This window comes from Parachitinimonas caeni, from assembly GCF_030129945.1.
GTDB classification, from domain to species: domain Bacteria; phylum Pseudomonadota; class Gammaproteobacteria; order Burkholderiales; family Chitinimonadaceae; genus Parachitinimonas; species Parachitinimonas caeni.
The window spans coordinates 20,726-42,384 of record NZ_JARRAF010000020.1; the positions used below are offsets into that span (position 1 = coordinate 20,726).

Below are 21,659 nucleotides of genomic sequence, written 5' to 3' on the forward strand. Positions count from 1 at the left end.
GGTATTTGATACGGATAGCGACTGCTCTGCATTTAACCGATGAGCCTGATATGTCGATGATGCGTGTAATTGATCCCTCGCAGTATTCTATCTCCATCATGTCTGCCGATGAGTTGGCCACCGCAGTGGATTGGGCCAAGGCGGAAGGGTGGGATCCTGGCCTGCGCGATGTCCTGGGGTTTTATAAAGCAGATACAACCGGTTTTCTGGCAGGGAAATACGCCAATCAAATGGTGGCGACTATTTCAGCGGTAAAGTATGGGGCGGGTTTTGGTTTTATTGGTTTATATATTGTAAGAAATGAATTCAGGGGGCGCGGCTTGGGCTTTAAGCTTTGGGAAGCGGCGATTGCCAGTCTGGCGGGCAGGAATATCGGGCTGGATGGCGTGCTGGCTCAGCAGGATAATTATAAGAAGTCCGGGTTCAAGTTGGCACATAGGAATATTCGATATTCGGGCAGGGCAAATAAATGCACGGTTTCCAGTAAGATCCTGCCGGTAATGGGTGTCGATATGGAGAATTTACTGCAATACGATAGCCAGTTTTTTCCGGATGAGCGAAGGGCATTTATCAGCAATTGGTTTGCGCCGGAAAATACGCAAACCCTGGTTGCTGTCGAGGGGGCGCGTATTGTGGGGTATGGCTCAATCAGAGAGAGCCATCAAGGCTTTAAAATTGGGCCATTAAATGCCGAGAACAGTGAAATTGCCGAGGCATTATTTATGGCTTTGAGTTCTGTGGTGTCTGATAGATCAGAAGTCTTTCTGGATGTGCCGGAGCCCAATGCAAGCGCTATCCGGCTGGCAGAAAAATTCGGGATGCAACCGGTGTTTGAAACCGCACGTATGTATACGAAAGCCTTTCCGGATATGCCTTTGGAAAAGATATACGGCATTACTTCGTTTGAATTGGGGTGAGCCTTGCGAGCTTTGGCGTGTGGCGATTCCGGTTCGGGGAGTCGGTGAAGGGGATGTTGCCGATCAGGGTTGTGCCGCTACGGTCTGTGGCGATCTGGCCGGTGGCCTTGACCGGTTTGGTGCTTGGCGGATTTGGCTATTGGTGGACCAATCAGTCGGCGGCTGCAGCTTCGACGCTGCCCTTGACGGCGCTGGATTATGCGATTCCATTCTGGCCCGGCAGTGGTTGGGTCTACGCCTGTAATTATCTTTTCATTGTGGTGGCTTTTTTGCGTCTGGATGGGGGAGAGCGGAAGAGTCGCTTCATCTATGCCATGTTGGCATCGCAGCTTTTTGCAGTGATGGTGTTTGTGATCTGGCCGGTTCGTTTCCCGCGTGAAGTTTTTCCGATTCCTTTGGATGCGGCACCGGTGCATCGGGCGCTGGCAGGCTGGTGGCGGCTGATCGATCAGCCGGTGAATTGCCTGCCCAGCTTGCATGTCAGTACCTCGGTGTTGTGCGTGGCCGCGTTTCCCCGGTGCAGAGGGTGGGGACGGCATGTTCTGGCCTGGGTGGCGGCGGTCTGCATCTCGCTGTCCACGCTGACTTTCAAGCAGCACTATGTAGTGGATGTGCTGGCCGGGCTGGCTTTGGGGCTCGCGGCGTATGGGGTGTTTTTCGGCTTCAGAAATAGCGCTTTTCCAGTGCCCGCAGGTCTTGGGGGAGTGCAACCGGGGGGCGGAAAATCCCCAGATAGCGATACCAGAGCGGTTGCGTCTCCCCTGGACGACTGATTGATGGCAGCTCTTGCCAGGGACGCCGTGGCTGACGGTGGTGGCTGAGGTTGTAGCAGAAGTTCAGCATCAGCCAGCGAATGGGGGCTGGGGCACGCAGATCGTAGGCGCCTTCGATCGGGTGTAGCGGGGTACGCAGGTGATAGACCCACTGCAGCGATGACCAGGAGAAGCCAAAGGCTGCATAGGCCATCATCAATTGCCAGACTGGCCAGGGACCAAAAGAGACGATGCCCCCCCAGAACAGCCATAGACACAGGCTGTCGAGGCGAAAGGTTGTCCAGTCTGAGGGCGAGAATTGCGCAAAAGACAGGGCATAGCCATCCATCGACTGGCGTGGCCGGGCCAATCGGTGACGAGCCGAGTAGGGCAACCAGGGGATGAACAGGCTGGCAATGACGCTACCGAGCCAGATGCCCCCTAAGACAGCAAAGTAATACAGGACGACTTTTTTCCAGGCCACTTCACCGGGCAGGATGAATTCAGAGAGTTCGGCGGGAGTGCGGTTGCGCACATGGTGGCCCTCGTGATTCACCCGGAACAAGGTATAGGCGGTGCCAAACAACACGCCCGTGAGGAGACCGATGGCCTGATTGAGCCGGCGGTCTGGATGACCCTGACCGTGAATCGCTTCATGCATGAGCGAGAACACACCCTGCATCATCAAGGAAAAAAACACGATCAGCAGGATGCGGACAGGCCAGTTTTGTACGATGCTCAGGGCTGTCAGGGTGCCAGCCCAAGCCAGGATCTGAGCCAGGGCAATCGCCAGATTCATACGTCCATAACGCGGTGATCCGCCGGATTGAGGGGTGAAAGGCATGTTGAGGTCCCGTTGGTGTCAGCCTGATCTGGGCGCCTGGCTGGCGATGGATGGTTGTGGTGAGTTTAGACGGCTGGCAGCGGTCGTTGCCAGTGATCGCCACACCAGCGAATTGCGTCCGGGTGCCAGAGATCCATTATTAGTGCTCTGGCGTGGCTTGTTCGGCGCCTGGTTGCCCGGTCATTTTCAGGTGCCATTGCAGATCTTGCGCGACGCCGGATGGATATGCCGGATTGCGCCCAGTGCGGGCGGTGGAACCATCGCTGCCAATGCGGCGCGGGTGGCCCGCTGGCTGGACGAGAGCCCATTCGTGGGTACCAGCCAGCGCCCCGTTATTCTGCTCTGCCACAGCAAGGGTGGGTTGGAGGCGCTGGAGTTATGCCGTACCCGGCCGGATTGGGCGGCGCGGGTGTCGGCGCTGGTGTTCTGTCAGACCCCTCGCAGTGGTTGCCCCTTGCTGGAAGATCTCGCCCGGCCTTCGGGTATCCGGGAGCGGTCTCAGGCGCGAGCTTTGCGAGTGATGGGGGCCTGGACTGCGAGCCAGGAGCTGACGACAGCCGCTATCAGCCAAGCCCTGCCGGAGTGGGATGGTGCGCGACCTGCCGCGCCGCTGATCTGCGTAGCCAGCTGGTCCGATACGCCGGGGTGGGGGATTGAGGCTCAGCATTCACGCATGGCCAAACGGGCGCCGGGGCATTTGCATGATGGCTTGTTCTTTCTGGATGACCAGCTCTGGCCTGTCAGTGAGACGATCATCCTGAAATCGGTAAACCATAGCCAGCCTACACTGGGTAGTCAGCGCTTTCCCCTTGGTCAGCTCTGGTTGACCTTGGCCGCGCTGGCGGCCCGCCGTGGCGAAGCGAGTGTGCAGATATGACGCGGGCTGTGAGCGCTCGACATCGACGCGACGGCATTCCGGCTGTCTTGCTGGCGGAATCAACGCTCAATGAGCTGCTGTGGGCGGCTTTGATGGATTGGCTGGTAATCCTGCTGCTATGGGGTGCAATGGCGGGTTTGTGGGGGGTAGCTGGCTGGGCGTGGCTTCTGCAAGCGTTGATCATCGTACTGATAGGTGGCCGGCTGCATGCGCTGGGGGTGGTGTTGCATGATGCCTGCCATCTACCCAAAGGCCGGTTGGCCGCGCAGCCCTGGGCGACGCGGGGGCTGCAGCTATTGGCGGCTTACCCCATCGCAACGACGCTCGCGGCGATGCGTTATCACCATCTGCGGCATCATCAAGGCCACGGCCTGCCGGCGGATCCCTACTTCAAGCACGGGGCAAGTGATCACTTGCTACCTGCGGTGTTGGGGAGACTGCGGGGATTGCTCTTGCCCCTGGCCTGGCATGTGCGTCCATTTTTCGGTTGCCTTGTGTTGCTTGGCCTGGATTGGCGCGTCACTTACGCCAGAGTGTTTCTCGGCGACAAATCACCCACGCCCCTGACTTCTCCTCAAACCGTAAAAGAGCTGGTGATTTGTTTGAGGGCTGAACCCGCGCAGGTGGCATTTGTTCTGATACTGATGGCAATCGCCTGGTGGTCACCCAAAGCGTTTTTGCTTGCCTATGCACTGCCCTTGGCGGTGGCGGGCCTTGCCAATGCGAATCGCGTGATCGCCGAGCATCTGCATCAGCCTTGCCTTGATACGAAAACCACGACTGTTCTGAGGACGACACGGACGCATGACTGGGGCGTGTGGGGAGAGCTTCTACTGTTTCCGCACGGGATCGGATTTCATGCAGTTCACCACTTGCACCCGAGAGTCGGTATGAAGCGGCTTGCCGCGCTGAACTCATGGTATCGGCAGGCTGGCGTTTTGCCTTGATCGCATTATGCAGCAGGGGGCGAAGCGTGAATGTGGCTGCTGGTTAAATGAGGCGCAGATTCGGGTGGTGGCCCGAAATCAAAAAGCCGACACGCTGAATGTCGGCTTTTGCTTGAGCGCCTAAGGGTATCGGCACCGTTGAAAGATTGGCGGCTGAGTGGCGGGCACGCCTCATTAGCGGGAAAGCATGTCTGAGAGTTCGCTTCCCATTTTCATTGCTTCGGGTAGACCTTCAACAATCGACTCAATGTCCAACCCGAGTTTTTCGACAACCTCGGCTGGGCAGTCTTGAACGATGTCAGCAGCCGGGATGTTGTCGTCCAGTGCATCGGTCAGGTAAATGGCCAAGTGCAATACGCCAGATAGCTTGGAGAATGGCTGCTGCGTGAGCGGTGTGGCCTGGAATTTGATGGCTTGCTGCGTTTCTGCCGGGAAATTCCAGCGCCGTGTCAGCTCCTCACCGACCATCACGTAGTCAAACCCAATCTGAACGTCTTCAAGGCTGACCCGATTGGCGCCACTTTTTACGGCGGCATCAATCTTGGTGGCGATTTCAGGCACCACGATGTGAATCAACAGTTCGCCGATGTTATGAATAAGGCCGGCGGTAAAGGCCCCGTCCGGGTTGATCTTGGCAAACTTGCCAAGCCACTTGGCAGTAGAGGCGACTGCCACACTGCGCTGCCAGAATTTTTGCCGGTCGAAACCCGGGGTGGCAACAAAAGCACCGGTAACCCCTGATGCAACGACCAAGGTGCGCAGAGTATTGAACCCCAATACGATCACGGCTTCCTCGATGGTCCCGATTTGTCGGGCAGCACCATAGTGTGCTGAATTGGCCAAACGAAGCACCTTGGCGGTAATAACCTGATCAAGCGCAATCTTGCGGCCGATTTCGCCAATATCGACATCTTCCTGATTGAAGCTGTCTATGAGTTCCTGAACGACCTTCGGTATTGTAGGTAGCTTGTGAGTTTGCTCGAAAATCGCTTCCATCTTCATTTTGGACTTCCTCCAGGAGACAATTCTGGGGTGGTGGGTGGTTTAGTTCATCCTAGAGCATGGCTCGAAAGGGTGCCAAGCTGACGGCAATCAGAAAGAGCCATGATGAGGTCCACACCCCGCATTGCTAGGCTCTGTTGACACTTTTTCAGACCACGATTCGCCGGAAAACAGCCTGGAACAAGTCGCAGACCTGGCTATTTTCCAGCGAATCGTGGTCTGAAAGAATGTATCAACAGCACCTTGTCCAAAGCATTTTCAAATCAACCTCGTTCTGCAGTCTTCGATACATGGAGATGGTCGCAGGGCGCTAAAACGCAAAAAGAGCGGGAGTGCCCGCTCTTTTTGTTTGGGTTGCAAATCAGGTTGCAGTCAGTGTTGTCTGCAACCTGCTACGGCATCAGGCAGAGGCACTAGTCCACTTTGCCATTGGCCTGTGTTTCCACTTGCTGTAGTGGCGCATCAGCCACTTCTGCGCGTTCCACCGACTTTTCGCGTCGGCGCTGCACACGTGGTGCTTCAACGACAGACTCGACCACCAGCGCTTCCTTGCTGGCGGTTTCTACCTGCTGCAGCTCGTCTGCCTGCGGTGGTGTGGTTTTGTCTTGCGAGACATCGCGACGGCGGCGGCGTGGTGCGGTCGTAACGGGTAATTCAACTGCAGCCACCACTTCGGCAGGCAGAGACTTGGTCGCAACCTGGATGAGGTCGGACACTTCTTCGACCGGCGTTGGCTCGGCAACGGGGCTAGCAGGGGCCACCGCCGCTGTAGCCGCTGCTTCGACCTTCGCTACGGCAGGGGCGATAGGCATCGGCGCTGGAGCTGCAACTTCCGCTGCCGGTGCAACGGCGGCCTGAACTTCCGCCGTAGGCATCACCGGTGTCGCTGGCTTGGTTTCATGAACCACCGTTACAGCTTCCTTGGGGGTGGATTCCAATGGTGCCGCCACTGCGGGAGCTGGTGCGCTCTCTGCAATCGGGTCAAGAGACGCTGGCGCCGTAACGGCTGGGGCAGCGCTTGCTTCAGAGGCGGTTGAAGCAACGACGGGTGCGGGCACCGGCTCTGGTGCGGTTGGCGCTGGCACCGCTACGACGGTAGTAGCCTCCTGCGCAACAGGCGCAACCGCTACGTTTGCCGGTGTTGGAACCACTTCGGTCGCGGCGACGACAGGCGCTGCGACGGTTACCGGTTCGTTAACACTATGGCTGGCCGGTACTTGTTCCTGATGAACTGGCGTGACTGGCGATACTCCGGCTTCGTTGGTGACGGCGGTAGTTTCAACTGCCAGCGATTGCTCTTGGGATTGACCCATTTCTCCCCTATCGCCTCGGCGGTCACGACGACCACGACGGCGGCGATTGCGGCCTTCTCCGCTATCCAGCCCATCCGGCATCTCTACGGCAGCCGGGCTCTCGATCGCGGCAGTTGCAACGGCTACAGGCGCGGATGTTTGCTCCGGACGAGGCTCGCGCTGCTCGCGCGGCGGGCGCTCGTTGCGGGGCTGCTGCGCATTGCGATCCTGGCGTGGCTCACGCGGTTCGCGCTGCTCTCTCGGCTCGCGAGGTTCGCGCGCTTCTCTAGGTTCACGGGGCTCACGCGCTTCTCTCGGCTCACGTGGCTCGCGCGGGGTGTCCTGGTTCTCCTGACGGTTGCTGCGCTGTTCCCTTGGTTCTTGCTGAGGACGCTGTTCCTGGCGGCTTTCGCTACGGTTTTCGTTGCGACTGCCCTCCGTACGCTCGCTACCACGCGCTTCGTTACGGCTATCCCGACGCTCATTGCGATTGGCCTGGTTGTCGCGGCGCGATTGTTCGTCTTCCTCGATACGCGGCTTGCCGCCTCGGCGTTGTTCCGGCTGGGGGGCTTTGTTGCCATCTTGCCTGTCCTGCCGATCATTGCGGTCACGCCGTTGTTGCGGGGCGGCATCGCGACGAGGACGTTGAGCAGCAGTTGCCCCTGCCTTGGCTGGAGTGGGTTGTGCTGGCTCGGGCTCGCCCTTGAACCAGCCAATGATCCTGGCAAACAGCGACGGCTTGGCGGCAACAGCTTCTACCGGCATGGGCTCTACGGTAACCGGCGCTGGCTGGGCCGGGGTAATTCCCTTAACGGCTGCTTCCTGCCGTGGCGGCTTGTTTTGGTCATGCTGGTGGGCTGCGGCATAGCCTTCTTCCGCCGGGGCTTCCATCATCTTGTAGGAGGGGAGGGCGTCTTCGGTCTGATTGATATCATCGTGACGCAGGCGTTGCACTTTGTAGTGCGGGGTTTCCAGGTGGATGTTGGGAATCAACACCACGCTGACCTTCAGTCTAGCCTCGATGGCATAGATTTCGGCACGCTTTTCATTCAAGAGGAAGGTCGCAACGTCCACTGGAACCTGTGCATGCACAGCCCCTGTGTTTTCCTTCATGGCTTCTTCCTGCAGGATGCGGAGGATATGCAGGGCAGAAGACTCAATACCACGGATAAAGCCGGTGCCATGGCAGCGCGGGCAAGGAATGTGGCTGGTTTCACCCAAGCTAGGTTGCAGGCGCTGACGTGATAGTTCCAGCAGGCCGAAGCGGGAGATCTTGCCGGTTTGTACGCGGGCACGATCATGGCGAAGCGCATCACGCAGGCGGTTTTCCACCTCACGCTGATTTTTGGCGTTCTCCATGTCGATGAAGTCGATGACGATCAGGCCACCCAGATCGCGCAGGCGCAGCTGGCGGGCAATTTCGTCTGCGGCTTCCAGGTTGGTCCGCAACGCGGTTTCTTCGATGTCGGAACCTCGTGTGGCACGAGCTGAGTTAACGTCGATGGAAACCAGTGCTTCGGTATGGTCAATAACAATTGCGCCGCCAGACGGCAAATTGACCTCACGCGAAAATGCGGTTTCGATCTGGTGTTCAATCTGGAAGCGCGAAAACAGTGGCACATCATCGCGATACAGTTTGACCCGGTTGACGTTGCCGGGCATGACGTGTGTCATGAACTGCCGTGCCTGGTCGTAGATCAGGTCGGTATCGACCAGAATTTCGCCGATATCCGGTTGGAAGTAGTCGCGAATTGCGCGGATAACCAGGCTACCTTCTTGATAGATCAGGAATGCGCCAGTTTGCTCGGTAGCCGCCTTCTCAATGGCGCGCCATAGTTGCAGCAGGTAGTTCAAGTCCCACTGCAGTTCCTCCAGTGAACGGCCGATGCCGGCTGTTCGGGCGATGATGGACATACCGGCAGGCACGTCCAGTTGGTCCATCAATGCGCGCAGCTCCTGCCGCTCTTCGCCCTCAATGCGGCGGGAAACGCCTCCGCCACGAGGATTGTTCGGCATCAGAACCAGATAGCGGCCAGCCAGGGAAATATAAGTGGTGAGGGCGGCCCCTTTGTTTCCGCGTTCGTCCTTTTCAACCTGAACGATCAGTTCCATGCCTTCGCGCAGCACGTCCTGAATACGAGGGCGTCCCCCCCCTTCGTAACCATCCTGAAAATAACTGCGGGCAATTTCCTTGAAAGGCAGAAAGCCATGGCGTTCGTTGCCATAGTCAACGAAGCAAGCCTCAAGGGAAGGCTCTATCCGGGTAATGATCCCTTTGTAGATGTTGCTCTTGCGCTGTTCCTTGCCGACGGTTTCGATGTCCAGATCAATAAGCTTCTGGCCGTCAACAATGGCGACACGAAGCTCTTCGGCCTGCGTCGCGTTAAATAACATTCTTTTCATCAAAATCCCCTGCGCGCACGCGGACGGGCAGGACAAACACGCTTGCGGCTATTGGCCGCACCGGATCGGATCACACCGCTTGGGGTGTGCTGAGCTTATGAAGGTTCAACAGTGGATTTCCAAAATACCTGTCGTTGAGATCTGTAAGCTGGGTTGCGTGTCTGCTTTTTAGTGGACATCACCGATGGCCTGCGGCAGATCAGATGACTCTGGCTCTGGCGGTAAGCTGTATGGCACTCACTGTTCTCCTGACAAGTTCAGACAATGGCGCTTGAGTAGCCAAGATGCCGACCAAGCAACATGGTGCTGGTTCTTGTAGGGGCAAGTGGGGCAAAGGAGCTTGTCGCTAATAAGGTGATGGCCGGTGTCCGGGTGTGCGTTTGTATGTCAAATCAAGTACCATCGCTGCTTTTGGGTGAGCGACGTTAACCTGCATCAGGGCGAGAGCTAGGCTGGGCGCTGGTTGATTTCCCTAGTCGTCGAACTTGCGCGCGAGGGTGCGCAGCGACGAACTAAGCTTCGTCATGGCACGGCAAGAGGGAATGGACGGGGGAAAAGAACGAGCGGGCAACCGAGTCGGGCTGATGCTGCCAAACCAATCAACTAATTCACCGCACTGATTTAAAGACATCCGGGCGAAGGCTGAAAATCATGCATCGGCCGGTCAGGGGTGAAGTTATTACAGTGGCGCGCCTTTTGGGCAGGGCTCCGGCGTTTGAACCCAAATTTGCCGGGGCGTTCCGAGTATATGACAAGATGAACACGATAAGCAAAGATTCCGTTTCCTACCTTGAGGTCGGCGAAGAAGACGCCGGCCAGCGCCTGGACAACTACCTGCTGCGGCACCTGAAAGGGGTTCCCAAGAGCCATGTCTACCGCATCATTCGTAGTGGCGAGGTGCGGGTGAACAAGGGGCGGACTGATGCCATGTACCGTGTCAACACGGGCGATCTGGTCCGATTGCCTCCAATTCGTATTGCTGAGTCTGCGCCGACTGAGAAACCTGTTCCTACTAATGAGTTGCCGATCGTCTATGAGGACGAAGCCTTGCTGGTTATCAATAAGCCTGCGGGGATTGCTGTGCATGGTGGCAGTGGGGTCAGCTTTGGCGTGATTGAGCAAATGCGTGCGGCACGGCCACAAGCCAAGTTTCTAGAGCTGGTTCATCGATTGGATCGTGAAACTTCGGGTTTGTTGCTGATAGCCAAGAAGCGATCGGCGCTGGTGGCAATGCACGATGCAATGCGCGGTACTGGTATAGACAAGCGCTATCTGGCCATGGTGCCGGGGGCGTTTCCCGAGAAGACGCAGCATTTGAAGTTCAAGCTGTTCAAGTACAACACCGAAGACGGTGAGCGACGGGTTCGGGTGTCGGCAGATGGTCAGGAAGCCCATACTATCGTCCGCCGGCAACAGTGCTGGTCGAGCTCCAGTTTGGTCGAGGCGGAACTGAAGACAGGACGGACTCATCAGATCCGGGTGCATCTGGCGCATTGCGGCTTCCCGATTATGGGGGATGAGAAGTATGGTGATTTCGGATTGAATCGGCAGCTGGCGCGCCAGGGCCTCAAGCGCATGTTCCTGCATGCCTGGCGGCTACGGTTCAAGCACCCACTAAGCGATCAGCCCTTGGTGCTTGAAGCCCCTTTGCCGCCTGAACTGCAACGTTACCTTGAACGCCTGACTAAAGAGGATGCGCAATAACCATGGCAAAGCGCTTTGATCTGATTGTATTTGACTGGGATGGCACCTTGATGGATTCGACCGGAACCATCGTTTATGCCATTCAAGCGGCCTTTCGCGATGCAGGCATGCCTGAGCCCAGCGCAGAGCGATCAGCATTCGTGATTGGTTATGGCCTGAAGGAAGCCATGCAGACTTTGGCACCTCATGCCAGCCAGGAGGAGATTCATAAGGTCGTGGACGCTTATCGGCACCATTATTTAACACAGACTGAGAAGATCCGTTTGTTTGAGGGAGTAGAAGAGGGGATTGCTTACCTCAAGCAGGAGGGGTACTGGCTGGCTGTGGCAACGGGCAAATCACGTCATGGTCTGGACCATGCCATGACGAGTTCGGGCTTGACTAGTTATTTTGATGCCAGCCGCTGTGCGGACGAATGTCACTCTAAGCCCCATCCCCAGATGCTGATTGAAATTACCGATTATCTGGGTGTTGATCTGAACAGAACCTTGATGATCGGCGATACCACGCATGACTTGAATATGGCTCGCAACGCTGGTGCTGCCAGTGTTGGTATGAATTACGGCGCGCATGCGGCAGATGACCTGTTGGCTGCCGACCCGCTGGCTTGCTTCGATAACTTTGGACATCTGATGTCATGGCTCAAAGAAAATGGCTGATCTGCCAGAGTGAGGCGTTGAAGGATGCGGAGCGGGGTATCCGGTTTCAGGCGGAGTGGCGACATACCCCTGTTCCGGCCTTTGTGGTCCGCTTTCAAGGCAAGGTTCATGGGTATATCAATGAATGCCAGCATGTTCCGGTGGAGCTGGACTTCAACGAGGGTGACTTCTTTGATCTGTCCGGCCAGTATTTGATCTGTGCAACCCACGGTGCCTACTATAGCCCCGACACCGGTTTGTGCAGAGGCGGTCCGTGCAAAGGGCGACGGCTGACCAAGCTGCACCTGATTGAAGAGGCCGGTGCGGTTTATTTTCTTCCTGATGAAAGCAAGTTGCATGAATGAGACGAATCCAAACTGGGAGCGCGAGGTCCTGGAAAAGCTGGTTCTTACAACCCTGAAAGAGCAGCGTAAGTCACGAAACTGGGGGATTTTCTTTAAATTTGTCGGGTTTGCTTACCTGTTCTTGGTGTTGGGCCTGTTGGTCGCCTGGATTGGTGGGGGGGATGATGAAGGCGCACACAAAGGCCCCCATACGGCGGTTGTCGAACTGCATGGCGTCGTTGCCGGTGGCGGTGAGGCGAGTGCTGAGCGCGTCATTGAAGGTTTGCGCAATGCCTTCAAGGACAAGAATACCAAAGGCGTGGTGATCAGGATCAACAGCCCTGGTGGTAGTCCGGTTCAATCGGGACAGATCAATGACGAGATCAAGCGCCTGCGTAAACAGCATCCGAATATTCCACTGTATGCGGTCGTTGAGGATATCTGTGCATCGGGAGCTTATTACGTGGCCGTGGCGGCCGACCGCATCTATGTAGATAAGGCCAGCCTGGTTGGGTCCATTGGCGTGATCATGGATCGTTTTGGTTTTACCGGGACAATGGAAAAGCTTGGGGTAGAGCGGCGCGTTCTGACTGCAGGCAGTAACAAGGCGTTTCTTGATCCTTTTTCGCCTGAAAATCCGGCGCAAGTGGATTACGCCAAGGCTATGCTGGGAGAAATCCATGAGCAGTTCATCAAGACAGTACGGGATGGCCGTGGCAAGCGCTTGAAGGAAACGCCGGATATGTTCTCAGGGCTGGTTTGGAGTGGTGAGCGTGCCATCGAGATTGGCCTGGCGGATGCGATTGGTTCGACTGATCAGGTGGCTCGCGAAGTTATCCACGCTGATCAGATTGTCAACTTTACTGCCAAGGAACACTGGAGCGAGCGCTTTGCGCGCTCGGTGGGCACCAGTATGGCAAGTCGCGTTGGTACGCTGTTTGAGCCTACCTTGCGCTAAATAAAACCGGAGGGGGTGAATATGGCTCGCAGGCCCAAGCCCGAAGAGCACGATAACCATGAGCGCTGGCTGGTGTCGTATGCTGATTTCATCACCCTCCTGTTTGCGTTTTTTGTGGTGATGTATGCCATTTCCCAGGTTAATGAAGGCAAGCAGAAGATTCTGTCGGATGCATTGATCAACGCTTTCAAAACCATTCCCACCAGCTCCAAGCTGGTAGATATATCGCAGCATGGCGATATCCGCACACAAGCCATCCAGCTGCCTAGTGTCAAACGCAAAGAAGAGGCTGAGCGGGCCCAGCAGAAAAAAGAGATGGATGCCCTGGCGCGCCAGTTGAAGGATGTCATGGCCAAGCCGATTGAGGACGGTCAGATCCGTATTACGCAGACTGAACACGGCATCATGGTGGAAATATCTTCCAATCTGCTGTTTCCTGTTGGTTCGGCAACACTCGATGGCCGTTCAATTGGTGTGCTGACTCAGTTGGCAGAGCAGTTTGCCAAGCCTGACAAGTTGATCAAGGTTTCTGGTTACACCGATAACGTGCCGATCAATTCACCCGTGTTTCCGTCTAACTGGGAGCTGTCTGCGGCGCGTGCTGGGACGGTTGTGAGGTTGTTTGAAGCGACTGGGGTCAGCTCGTCGAAAATGGTGGCGCTCGGTTATGGGGAAAATCGCCCCTTGGAGAGTAACGATACGCCGGAAGGCCGTGCCAGAAATCGTCGGGTGACGATTGAAATACTGGCGAAAAACAGTGAGGAAATGGCTACTCTTAAGTCGGTCAAGCCATCACCCTAAAATGTCTACAGAGCCTAAGCCTCTCCCAGGCGATTGCCGCTCGCCGTCATTTTGATCTGCCCGCTGGCATCGTAGCCAGTGACTGAAGAACTTCCTCGCAAAATCGAAAATAACTGCTGATTCTGTTGCTGGCGGGTGTCGATCAGGCTGCCATTGGTCTGATTGAGTGCGCTAGCTTGCCTTGCGGTTTGGAGTAGGTCTCGCCACCGGGGAATCACGTCTGTAGCATCATCCAGGCAAACGCTGTCAGGAATGAGTAAATCGTGGGGAAAGTCTGGACTGATCTGGATGCCGAGGCTTCCAAAAGCTGCTTTGCGGATTTTGGCCAGTGATTCGAGTTCAGCGGAAAGATCGGATTTGGTCTTGGCCAGGTCGATCAGTGAGTCGAGGCGATTTTCAATCAGGGCAGTCTGTTCGGACTGCAGTAATTCGACAAAACGCTGAAGCGCTGCCAATTCAGTCGTCAGCAAAGTCAGAAGTTGATTATTTGTGTTGAGATTGGGTGGTTTGCTCAATCAGTTCCCCTGACAGCCTTCATCCTTTGTTGGCCAGCAGCTCTTTCACGCTGGCGACCAGCTTGTCCGCAATCACATCGGCCCGGATTTTGAAGCGGCCATCTGCAATCGCTTGTTTGATCTCGGCGACCCGGCTCTCGTCCACCACAGGCTGGCTCGCCAGTCGCGCTTCAAGAGACTGCAAGCGAGAAGTCAGTGGGTTGATCTCGACGCTGTCCGAGCGGCTGGGCTGGGCGGGCTCATCCTTGCTGGCGCGTGGCGCGGCCGATGCGCGGGACTCTGCTCCTTTTGTTAAAGGTGCTGAAATCGGCTTTCCTGTGTTGTCAATCTTCATGACTATCCCCTGCTGCGGCATCTGCACTGCCAGACTGCCGCTTTAGACGGCAAACGATCTTACGCCGTATATCGACAGGTCATGCCAAAACTTTAGCCCGTTCTGGCAAAAAAATCGAAATCTTTACGGATTCTATAATGAATGGCTGGCACTTCAGCCCGATTGGAATTATACGACACTATATTCGCCCTGGTTTTGCAGGCAAGGCCAGGTAATCAACCAAGGAAAGGGCATCTTCATGCAGATAGTTACTCCACGGTTTGGCCCGATCGAGGTCGATGAATCCACCATCATTACCTTTCCGCGGGGCTTGCCGGGTTTTGAGCATTGTCATCGCTTCAAGTTGCTGCATGAGGAATCACCAACCCCTATTGCGCTGTGGCTTCAGTCACTGGATGACACGGAAATCGTATTCAGTGTCATTGAGCCGGCGAGGCTGGCGGTTCAGTATGAGGTCGCGCTGTCCGATGAGGAGAGTGCCTTGCTGAATGTCAAAGACCCGGCTGATCTGGTGCTGTTGCTACTGCTGCTTCGAGACATCGAAAACACCACCGAAATCAAGGCCAATACACAGGCTCCGGTGATTCTGAACACGGCCAGCCGCCTTGCCTTGCAGAAAATGGGCATGCGATGTCAGTTGGTATTCAGTGAGTGATGTCAGATTGATGTGGGGCGAGGGTCTCCTCGCTCTTTCTCCCGTGCGCTGTACTTCCAAATCCTTCCTTTGGGCTTGTCAAATGCGGTAGCCGCTCTTGTATTCAGGCCAGCCAGCAGGATGCTACCCAGCCAACTCTTGATCGGCAGCGCCGCTTGATGCGGTGATCAGCCATCCGTCGCGTATCGCATTTCATCACGCCAATCGGTATTTCTGTCGCAAAGCGTGCTTGGGCGTCGGGCAACTTTGCTAGATTTTTCCGCTTTCAGACATGGTTTTCATCAAACTACGCACGGATAAAACAAATGAAACAAATGACACAAATTCTCTCGGTGCTTATTGCTTCCATGATTGCTGGCCAAGCCCTTGCGGCGGGTGATGCGATGTTCAGCTTGCGGGATGAAGATGCACCAACCGGCACGCACTTGCGCCCCGTCCGGATGGTGTCGGAGCTCCCTCTCGACCAGACATATGCCTCGCTGGAAAGCCGCTTCAAGCAAAAGATCAGGGATAGCTACGAAAAGATGGCTGAGTCGGATGAGCCGCCATTTCCTGCCAAAGGGCTGCGGCCGCTGCTAAAACATATTCTTGCTGAGCAGGACAAAGCTGGCATTGACGCTAAAGGCACGCTGGCTTTACTGGCGTCGGTGGATGATGCCGGTGTAGTGCAGTCGGTGTCGTCACTGGAAACCCCTGACCCCAAGCTGGCGCAAGTGGCGGGTGCGGTGCTAATGATGACCCCATTCAAACCGCCACGATGTAATGGGCAGCCTTGCAAGATGGATTTTTTGCTGGAAGTCGGCATCAAGTCGATCAAGGACTTAGGCACTTCGCCGCTGACGATTTCCAAAGAGCCGGTTCTGACCCGATAACAGGTGTTTGATGCCCCGGCGTTGCTGTGGGTGGACTGAGGGGGCGATCGCCAGATGATCTTGGCGATCGGTCTTTTCTCCCGCCAGGAACAACTTAGTGACGTTGCAGCGCCGGGATCATCTGGGTCAGCCCATCCACCATGAACTCAACCGAGATGGCGGCCAGCAGCAGGCCCATGATACGGGTAGCGATATTGATGCCGGTTTGCCCGAGTATCCGGCTGATGGGGGCTGCCATTTTCAAGGAAAGCCAGCAAATGATGCCGATGCCACCGGCACTTAGAACCAGATAGACAAAGTCATACCAATGGGTGGCTTTCTGCGCATGGATGATGACGGTACTCATCGCACCGGGGCCAGCCAGTAAGGGGATGGCCAGTGGCACCACGGCGATACTGGGTTTGTGTTCGGCTTCGACACGCTCCTCACTGGTTTGCTTTGAGCCGCCCACCTGCGCATTCAGCATGGTAATGGCAACCAGCAGGATCAGAATTCCTCCGCCTACCTGAAAAGAAGCGATGCTGATACCAAACAGGGCGATTACCCGTTCGCCGATCAACCCTGTAACGGTTAACACGGCTGCGACGGCAAACGCTGCGAGACGAATGGTTCGCTTGCGCTCTTTGTCACTTTGATGGCTGGTCAGACTGATAAAAATGGGGATGGCGCCGATGGGATTGATAATCACCAGTAGCGAGATAAAGGACTTCAACGCTTCCATGTGGGGCTCCATCTGGGTCGAGGGGGAAGGCCTGTCGGTCTGGTCGGCTCTGGTAGAGTCAGGGTGGATACCAGCCGATCAGCGTATGCAATCAAGCTTAGCAGCTGATCTGGAGCCCTCGCAGTAAGGTTTTCCACAGTAAGCGAGCAGACTGGCATACATTTTGTGTGCTGGCCGAACGCCCCGTATCCCTGGCCACCGCCAGACTGCCGGTCACGGGTATAATCCGCGCCTCTTCTTGTCCTGGCGCGATTCGGAATGTCTTCTGCGAGCTATCAGGTTGATCACTACGAAAATTTCCCGGTTGCTTCAATTTTGCTACCCAGGCATCTGCGGCGCCCTGTATCCATCCTCTACCACTTTGCGCGCAATGCGGATGACTTTGCTGATGAAGGTGATCTGCCCGCTGCAGAGCGATTGCGCTTGTTGGGGGAGTACCGGGCTGAACTGGATCGTATTGCCGCTGGGCAAACACCGCTGACGCCATTGTTCCGCGACCTGGCGGGTGTCGTGGCCGAGCACGAACTGCCGCTGCAGCTGTTTCATGATCTGCTCGATGCTTTTGTGCAGGATGTCAGCAAGACCCGGTATGCCCATTTTGGTGAGGTGATGGAGTATTGCCGTCGCTCGGCCAACCCGGTGGGACGGCTGATGCTGCACCTGTTCAAAGAGGCTGAGCCGCGCAATCTCGCGCTGTCTGACGGCATATGCTCTGCCTTGCAGTTGATCAACTTCTGGCAGGATGTGGCGATTGATTACGCCAAGGGGCGGATCTATCTGCCGCAGGACGAAATGGCCGAGTACGGCGTCTCTGAGGAAGCTTTGGCGCAGCAAATGGCTGCGGGTACCGCCGATGCCCGATTCAAAGCGCTGCTAATGATGCAGATCGAGCGAAGCCGCAAGATTCTGCGTGCCGGTTCGCCACTCGGGGTTCGGCTGAAGGGGCGGATTGGGCTGGAGATACGGCTGATTGTGGTAGGGGGCGATACCATTTTGCAGAAGCTGGCAGCGGGTGGAGGCGATGTCTTCCGGCATCGCCCTGTGCTGGGCGCGAGAGATTGGCCAGGCATGATCTGGCGCGCTCTGCGCAAGCGCTAACACCGAGTCGGATGTCAGATACAAAACAATGAAACAGGATCACAAACAATGGCGCGCAGACCTTCTCAGAAACAAGTGAAAGCCGTGTACACCCTGGTCACCGCCCGCACCTGGACCGCGCGGATCGGGGCGTTGGCCATCCTGATCGGGGCGGGTTATTCATGGTATGCCAATCCACCTTTCAAACCCGCCCGGACAGGCAGCCCACCCAAGGGGAGCGTGCAAGGCACGGTAACCGCAGTTTCGGATGGAGACACCGTTACCGTGGTGGATGGTGATCAGCAATATAAAGTGCGGCTTGCCTTCATTGATGCGCCCGAAAAGGCGCAGCCGTTCGGCCCGCGCGCTCGCCAGCAGCTGGCGGATCGCGTGCTCAAGCAAAGGGTTGAAGTCGAGGTCATTGATACCGACCGCTATGGCCGTACCGTTGGGCGGGTACGCATGGAGGGGGCGGACATCAACTACGAGCAGGTCGCCAAAGGGCTGGCATGGCATTACACCCAGTTCGCCAAGGGGAAGCAGTCCGGCGATGACTTTGGGCGCTATGAAGATGCTATGGATAAGGCCAAGCATCAGCGTGCCGGCCTATGGTCCGATCCGGGGCCGACGGCGCCTTGGGACTATCGCCGTAGCCAGAAGGAAGCGCGTGGTGGTTGAGGGTACTGGATTGCGTCGCGCATCACCCGTGCAACCCTAGGCTCTGGCAGTATTCAGGGTTCCGCACTGGCCTGGGGTGGTTGTGAGGGGGAATCTGGCTCCAGCGCGGCACCTGGGGTGAAGCAGCCCGATTCGTCGAGCCATAGCTGGTTGCGGCCGGCATGTTTGGCCTTGTAGAGCGCGTCATCAGCGTGCTTGAGCAGGCTGTCCGTGCTGTGAATTTCGGTGTGCGGAATGGCCGCGCAACCCAGACTGATGGTCAGGCGAACCGGATTGACGCCATCAAGCTGGCAGGGGGTGCTCTCAAGCTTCGATCTGAGCGATTCCCCCAGTGCAGCGGCATCCTGCGAACCGGTGTTGGTCAGAATCACGGTGAATTCTTCGCCGCCATAGCGTCCGACGAAATCGGTATTGCGGGTGCGGTCCCGCAGGATTTCGGCCACATGCTGCAAGACCTTGTCGCCAACCTGATGGCCAAACTGATCGTTGACGTGCTTGAAGTGGTCGATGTCGATCATCAGCACACTCAAGGGCATGTCGTAGCGCTCGGCCCTGGCGAATTCCAGCTCCAGTTGCTGCATCAGATGACGGCGGTTATAGAGGCCGGTCAGAGCATCGGTAATCGCCAGCCGACGCAGGTGCTCGTTGGCTTCCTTCAATGCCCGTTCGGCCTGCTTGCGTTGCTGCACATCGCGCAGAATCGCAATCAGCGCTGGTTTGCCATGCAGGCTGACTATCCCGGACGAGACTTCAACCTCGATCTCTTTGCCAAACATGTCCAGCAGGCGCGTGTCATCAATGGTGTCTACCCGGTCACCAGCCAGCCGCTGGCGACTGCGCATCTCGAACTTGTCGCGAAAATTCGGTGAGACAAAGTCGATAAAGGCGCGGTCAAGCACCTCCTGGCCTGATACGCCTACCAGCCTGGCAAACGCTGGGTTTGCGAGCAGAATTTTGTCATCCTGCGTCAGTACCACCCCGTCCGACGCGTGATCCAGCAGCAAGGAGTAGCGCTGCTCCGATTCCTCCAGCTCACTCACCAGTCGCTGTGTCTGACTGATCTCCCGCTCCAGTGCAGCATTGGCGGCGGATAACGCCATGGTCCTTTCTTCAACCAGCCTGTCGAGGTTCGCCTTGGTATCGAGCAACTCTTGCTCGGTCTGCCAGCGCTCGGTGATGTCGGTTGCCGTTGTGCCGATCGCGTATGGAGATCCCAGTGGGTCGTTCAAAATAAAACGTGTTGTCAGAAACAGGCGCTGCTCGCCCTCGTAGGGTAGCCATTCTTCCGTGGGGGTCAGATCCCCCAGCTTGAGGGCATGGCCATCGTGGTTATGCAGCATGGCGGCGACTTCGGGCTCGAATAATTCTCGATCTGTGCGGCCGATGATTTGTTCTGGAAGCAGATTGCAAAGCCGGGAAAAGCGCGCATTCGCCAACAGATAGCGACCTTCCAGATCTTTCAGGGTGACCAGAATCGGCGTATAGCGCAGCAACGCAGTCAGGCGGGCTTCGCTATCCCGCAAGGCGGCTTCGATATGCTCGCGGCGGGCCATTTCACGCTGGCGAGCGCGATTGGCAATTTGCAGCTCATCGAGCTTGAGTGACAGGTGCTGGTTGGTGGTCGCGAGTTCCTGATTCGAGGTTTCAAGCTGGCGGACGGTGGTTTCCACCCGCTCAGCCATGGCGTTGAATGCTGAGGCGACTTCGGCGACTTCATCGTTCTGTTTGAGGTAGACCCGGCGACTGAAATCCCCTTGGGCCGCCAGGCGTGCAACCGTGGCAAGTTTTTCCAGCGGTTCGACTAGTCTGGCCAGCCAACCCAGTGCGATGCCGATGATGATGCAGAGCGTGACGAGCTGGCCAGAAATGATGCGCTTGAGCGAACGCTGACGGGCATCCTGTAACACTTGGGACAGATTGTTGGTGACCGGGCTTGCCGAGCGTTCCGGAATCACGATGACCAGTCGCCAGGGAACACTGGCGAGGGGGCGGAGCACCAGATAGTGCTGCTCATCATGAATGCTCACCTTGATCAGATCGCTTTCCCCGGTTTTCAGATTGGCCAGGGTTCGCTCAATGATGGCTGCATCCTGAATCAGCTCGCTGTTCTGCTCGTAGGAGTAGCCCGTACTGGTTTGGCTCAAGCTGACGCCGAGCAGATGGCCATTGGCATCAGCTAACGCGGAATAGCTATTGGGTACTGCGTTGCTTCGATCCAGCTCGGCCAGCAGCTGCCCTAGCGCCACGCTGGCTCCCAGAATGCCATGGTCGCCCCGACCATTGCTGACCGGTGCCGTGAAATCTACGACCCAGCGGTTCCGCACACCGAAGTCATCAATTCGCGGAGGGTGCCAGCCGGGTTCCGGCCCGGTGCTGGTGATAGAAGTGAAACTATCGGGAACCGGCTCTTTGCGCATGTTTGCCCCACTGCGGCTGGGGAGTAGCACATAAGGTTTGCCCGTGGGCAGAAACCAGACATTGGCTCCTTGGTCGATTGTGCCGAACTGTGCCTGCTTGATGGTTTGTTCATCCGGGCGATTGGCAATCAGGCCGGATAGCGCCTTGGCGTCATGCAGAAGACGGGTTTGCAGCTCAGCCAGCCTTACATCCAGCAAGGTGGCCCGGCTTCGGCAAAGCTGGCTTAGATAGGTCTCGGTGTATTGGTCGGAGATCGTCTTGCTCTGGGCTTCGACTTCGGCTCGCGTAGTACGTAGCTCTTGCCAGATCGAAAACGACAGACCAATGGTAGACGCACAAAGCGTTACCACCAGCAGCAATATGAGCTTGCTCGATAGCCGTGGTGCAATCATGACCACCCCGGTGGCCGCCAATTGGCAGGGGTGACAGAAGCACTAAGGGATGTAGGGGGAGGGCGGCATTTCGGGCCAGAGAAGCGATATGAAGCACTGGCAGGCAGAAAAGGGCAATACCGTATTGGGTCGGGCAACAGGCCAGAGGGAAACAGTGCAAGAACTGGCAGCATCGGACCACCTCATAAATGCCATAGGGCCGAAGGATGCAAACAGGCAGCACAATCCATTTGCGGTGTGGTGAAGCCGCCAGTTGGCTTCGTTCCAGTCTCTGCTCACCTGGCTGGGGGGGCGGTCTTGTTTGGGAGTATCCGGGCGTGCCAGGCCGATGCAACACCGCAACAGCCAGATCATTGTGCGCCACAAGTTTCTCGCGAACGACAGCAAGCCGATGAAAGCCCTTTCACTTACCACTATAGAACTGAATCAGAGGGGACTCCTAGGCGCGAATGACGTTTTGCGGTGTCTCCTTGAGGTGGTGCAAGGTCGTCGTCGCGAAAACATCCGAGATGCCTGAC

At 56.7% G+C, this 21,659-nt stretch carries 20 protein-coding genes; 13 read left to right on the forward strand and 7 right to left on the reverse strand.

All coding sequences use genetic code 11. The features are described from left to right. Positions 1–50 precede the first annotated feature (50 nt). Positions 51–917 carry a GNAT family N-acetyltransferase gene (locus PZA18_RS15705; protein WP_284101811.1) on the forward strand — a complete coding sequence of 289 codons (867 nt, stop codon included), beginning with the start codon at positions 51–53 and terminating at the stop codon, positions 915–917. Beyond that, positions 914–1,690, forward strand: coding sequence for a phosphatase PAP2 family protein (locus tag PZA18_RS15710; RefSeq protein ID WP_284101812.1), 777 nt, complete (start codon positions 914–916; stop codon positions 1,688–1,690). The genes PZA18_RS15705 and PZA18_RS15710 overlap by 4 nt, the downstream gene beginning before the upstream one ends. Here the strand turns inward: PZA18_RS15710 and PZA18_RS15715 are convergent. Continuing rightward, positions 1,581–2,513, reverse strand: coding sequence for a fatty acid desaturase family protein (locus tag PZA18_RS15715; RefSeq protein WP_284101813.1), 933 nt, complete (start codon positions 2,511–2,513; stop codon positions 1,581–1,583). The genes PZA18_RS15710 and PZA18_RS15715 overlap by 110 nt on opposite strands. On the opposite strand from PZA18_RS15715, the gene PZA18_RS15720 reads away from it, so the two are divergent. Both PZA18_RS15720 and PZA18_RS15725 read left to right on the forward strand, forming a co-directional pair. Continuing rightward, positions 2,512–3,390 carry a lipase family protein gene (locus tag PZA18_RS15720; RefSeq protein ID WP_284101814.1) on the forward strand — a complete coding sequence of 293 codons (879 nt, stop codon included), beginning with the start codon at positions 2,512–2,514 and terminating at the stop codon, positions 3,388–3,390. The genes PZA18_RS15715 and PZA18_RS15720 overlap by 2 nt on opposite strands. A gap of 8 nt (positions 3,391–3,398) precedes the next feature. Then, entirely contained in the window at positions 3,399–4,337 is a 939-nt protein-coding gene (locus PZA18_RS15725) for a fatty acid desaturase family protein (protein ID WP_284101815.1), read from the forward strand. A gap of 174 nt (positions 4,338–4,511) precedes the next feature. Here the strand turns inward: PZA18_RS15725 and PZA18_RS15730 are convergent, their stop codons facing one another. Both PZA18_RS15730 and PZA18_RS15735 read right to left on the reverse strand, forming a co-directional pair. Beyond that, on the reverse strand, positions 4,512–5,339 hold the full coding sequence (locus tag PZA18_RS15730; protein ID WP_284101816.1) for an HDOD domain-containing protein: 828 nt from the start codon (positions 5,337–5,339) through the stop codon (positions 4,512–4,514). A gap of 413 nt (positions 5,340–5,752) precedes the next feature. Next, complete coding sequence (locus tag PZA18_RS15735) at positions 5,753–9,034, reverse strand: Rne/Rng family ribonuclease (RefSeq protein WP_284101817.1); 3,282 nt, start codon at positions 9,032–9,034, stop codon at positions 5,753–5,755. Between the two features lie 756 nt (positions 9,035–9,790). Between PZA18_RS15735 and PZA18_RS15740 the strand changes: the two genes are divergently transcribed. Genes PZA18_RS15740 through motD form a run of 5 tightly spaced genes read left to right on the forward strand, consistent with a single transcriptional unit; the run spans position 9,791 to position 13,479 of the window. Further along, positions 9,791–10,738 carry an RluA family pseudouridine synthase gene (locus PZA18_RS15740; RefSeq protein ID WP_284101818.1) on the forward strand — a complete coding sequence of 316 codons (948 nt, stop codon included), beginning with the start codon at positions 9,791–9,793 and terminating at the stop codon, positions 10,736–10,738. Between the two features lie 2 nt (positions 10,739–10,740). Then, positions 10,741–11,397: an HAD-IA family hydrolase gene (locus tag PZA18_RS15745; RefSeq protein ID WP_284101819.1), complete on the forward strand. Its 657-nt coding sequence runs from the start codon at positions 10,741–10,743 to the stop codon at positions 11,395–11,397. After that, the gene (locus PZA18_RS15750) at positions 11,376–11,741 is read left to right on the forward strand and encodes a Rieske (2Fe-2S) protein (protein ID WP_284101820.1); all 366 of its coding nucleotides are present in this window, start codon (positions 11,376–11,378) and stop codon (positions 11,739–11,741) included. The genes PZA18_RS15745 and PZA18_RS15750 overlap by 22 nt, the downstream gene beginning before the upstream one ends. Further along, complete coding sequence (locus tag PZA18_RS15755) at positions 11,734–12,678, forward strand: S49 family peptidase (protein WP_284101821.1); 945 nt, start codon at positions 11,734–11,736, stop codon at positions 12,676–12,678. Before PZA18_RS15750 ends, PZA18_RS15755 begins: the two co-directional genes overlap by 8 nt. Positions 12,679–12,699: 21 nt before the next feature. Next, positions 12,700–13,479, forward strand: coding sequence for a flagellar motor protein MotD (gene motD, locus PZA18_RS15760; RefSeq protein ID WP_284101822.1), 780 nt, complete (start codon positions 12,700–12,702; stop codon positions 13,477–13,479). 14 nt (positions 13,480–13,493) lie between these two features. Here motD and PZA18_RS15765 read toward each other — a convergent pair whose 3' ends face one another. Then, positions 13,494–13,994 (reverse strand): flagella synthesis protein FlgN, encoded by a 501-nt coding sequence (locus tag PZA18_RS15765; RefSeq protein ID WP_284101823.1) that lies wholly within the window; start codon positions 13,992–13,994, stop codon positions 13,494–13,496. A gap of 19 nt (positions 13,995–14,013) precedes the next feature. Beyond that, positions 14,014–14,328: a flagellar biosynthesis anti-sigma factor FlgM gene (gene flgM / locus PZA18_RS15770; protein WP_284101824.1), complete on the reverse strand. Its 315-nt coding sequence runs from the start codon at positions 14,326–14,328 to the stop codon at positions 14,014–14,016. A 238-nt stretch (positions 14,329–14,566) separates the two neighbouring features. Between flgM and fliW the strand changes: the two genes are divergently transcribed. Together fliW and PZA18_RS15780 are read left to right on the forward strand one after the other, a co-directional pair. Then, positions 14,567–14,983, forward strand: coding sequence for a flagellar assembly protein FliW (gene fliW, locus PZA18_RS15775; RefSeq protein ID WP_284101825.1), 417 nt, complete (start codon positions 14,567–14,569; stop codon positions 14,981–14,983). A 305-nt stretch (positions 14,984–15,288) separates the two neighbouring features. Then, a complete protein-coding gene (locus tag PZA18_RS15780; protein ID WP_284101826.1) occupies positions 15,289–15,855 on the forward strand; it encodes a hypothetical protein in 567 nt (188 codons plus the stop codon). A 94-nt stretch (positions 15,856–15,949) separates the two neighbouring features. Here the strand turns inward: PZA18_RS15780 and PZA18_RS15785 are convergent, their stop codons facing one another. Further along, complete coding sequence (locus PZA18_RS15785) at positions 15,950–16,576, reverse strand: YchE family NAAT transporter (RefSeq protein WP_284101827.1); 627 nt, start codon at positions 16,574–16,576, stop codon at positions 15,950–15,952. 258 nt (positions 16,577–16,834) lie between these two features. Between PZA18_RS15785 and hpnC the strand changes: the two genes are divergently transcribed. Then, the gene (hpnC, locus tag PZA18_RS15790) at positions 16,835–17,674 is read left to right on the forward strand and encodes a squalene synthase HpnC (RefSeq protein ID WP_284101828.1); all 840 of its coding nucleotides are present in this window, start codon (positions 16,835–16,837) and stop codon (positions 17,672–17,674) included. 48 nt (positions 17,675–17,722) lie between these two features. Beyond that, entirely contained in the window at positions 17,723–18,331 is a 609-nt protein-coding gene (locus PZA18_RS15795) for a thermonuclease family protein (protein WP_284101830.1), read from the forward strand. Positions 18,332–18,384: 53 nt separating this feature from the next. On the opposite strand, the gene PZA18_RS15800 is transcribed toward PZA18_RS15795, so the two are convergent. Then, a complete protein-coding gene (locus tag PZA18_RS15800; protein ID WP_284101831.1) occupies positions 18,385–21,141 on the reverse strand; it encodes a diguanylate cyclase in 2,757 nt (918 codons plus the stop codon). Positions 21,142–21,659 lie beyond the last annotated feature (518 nt).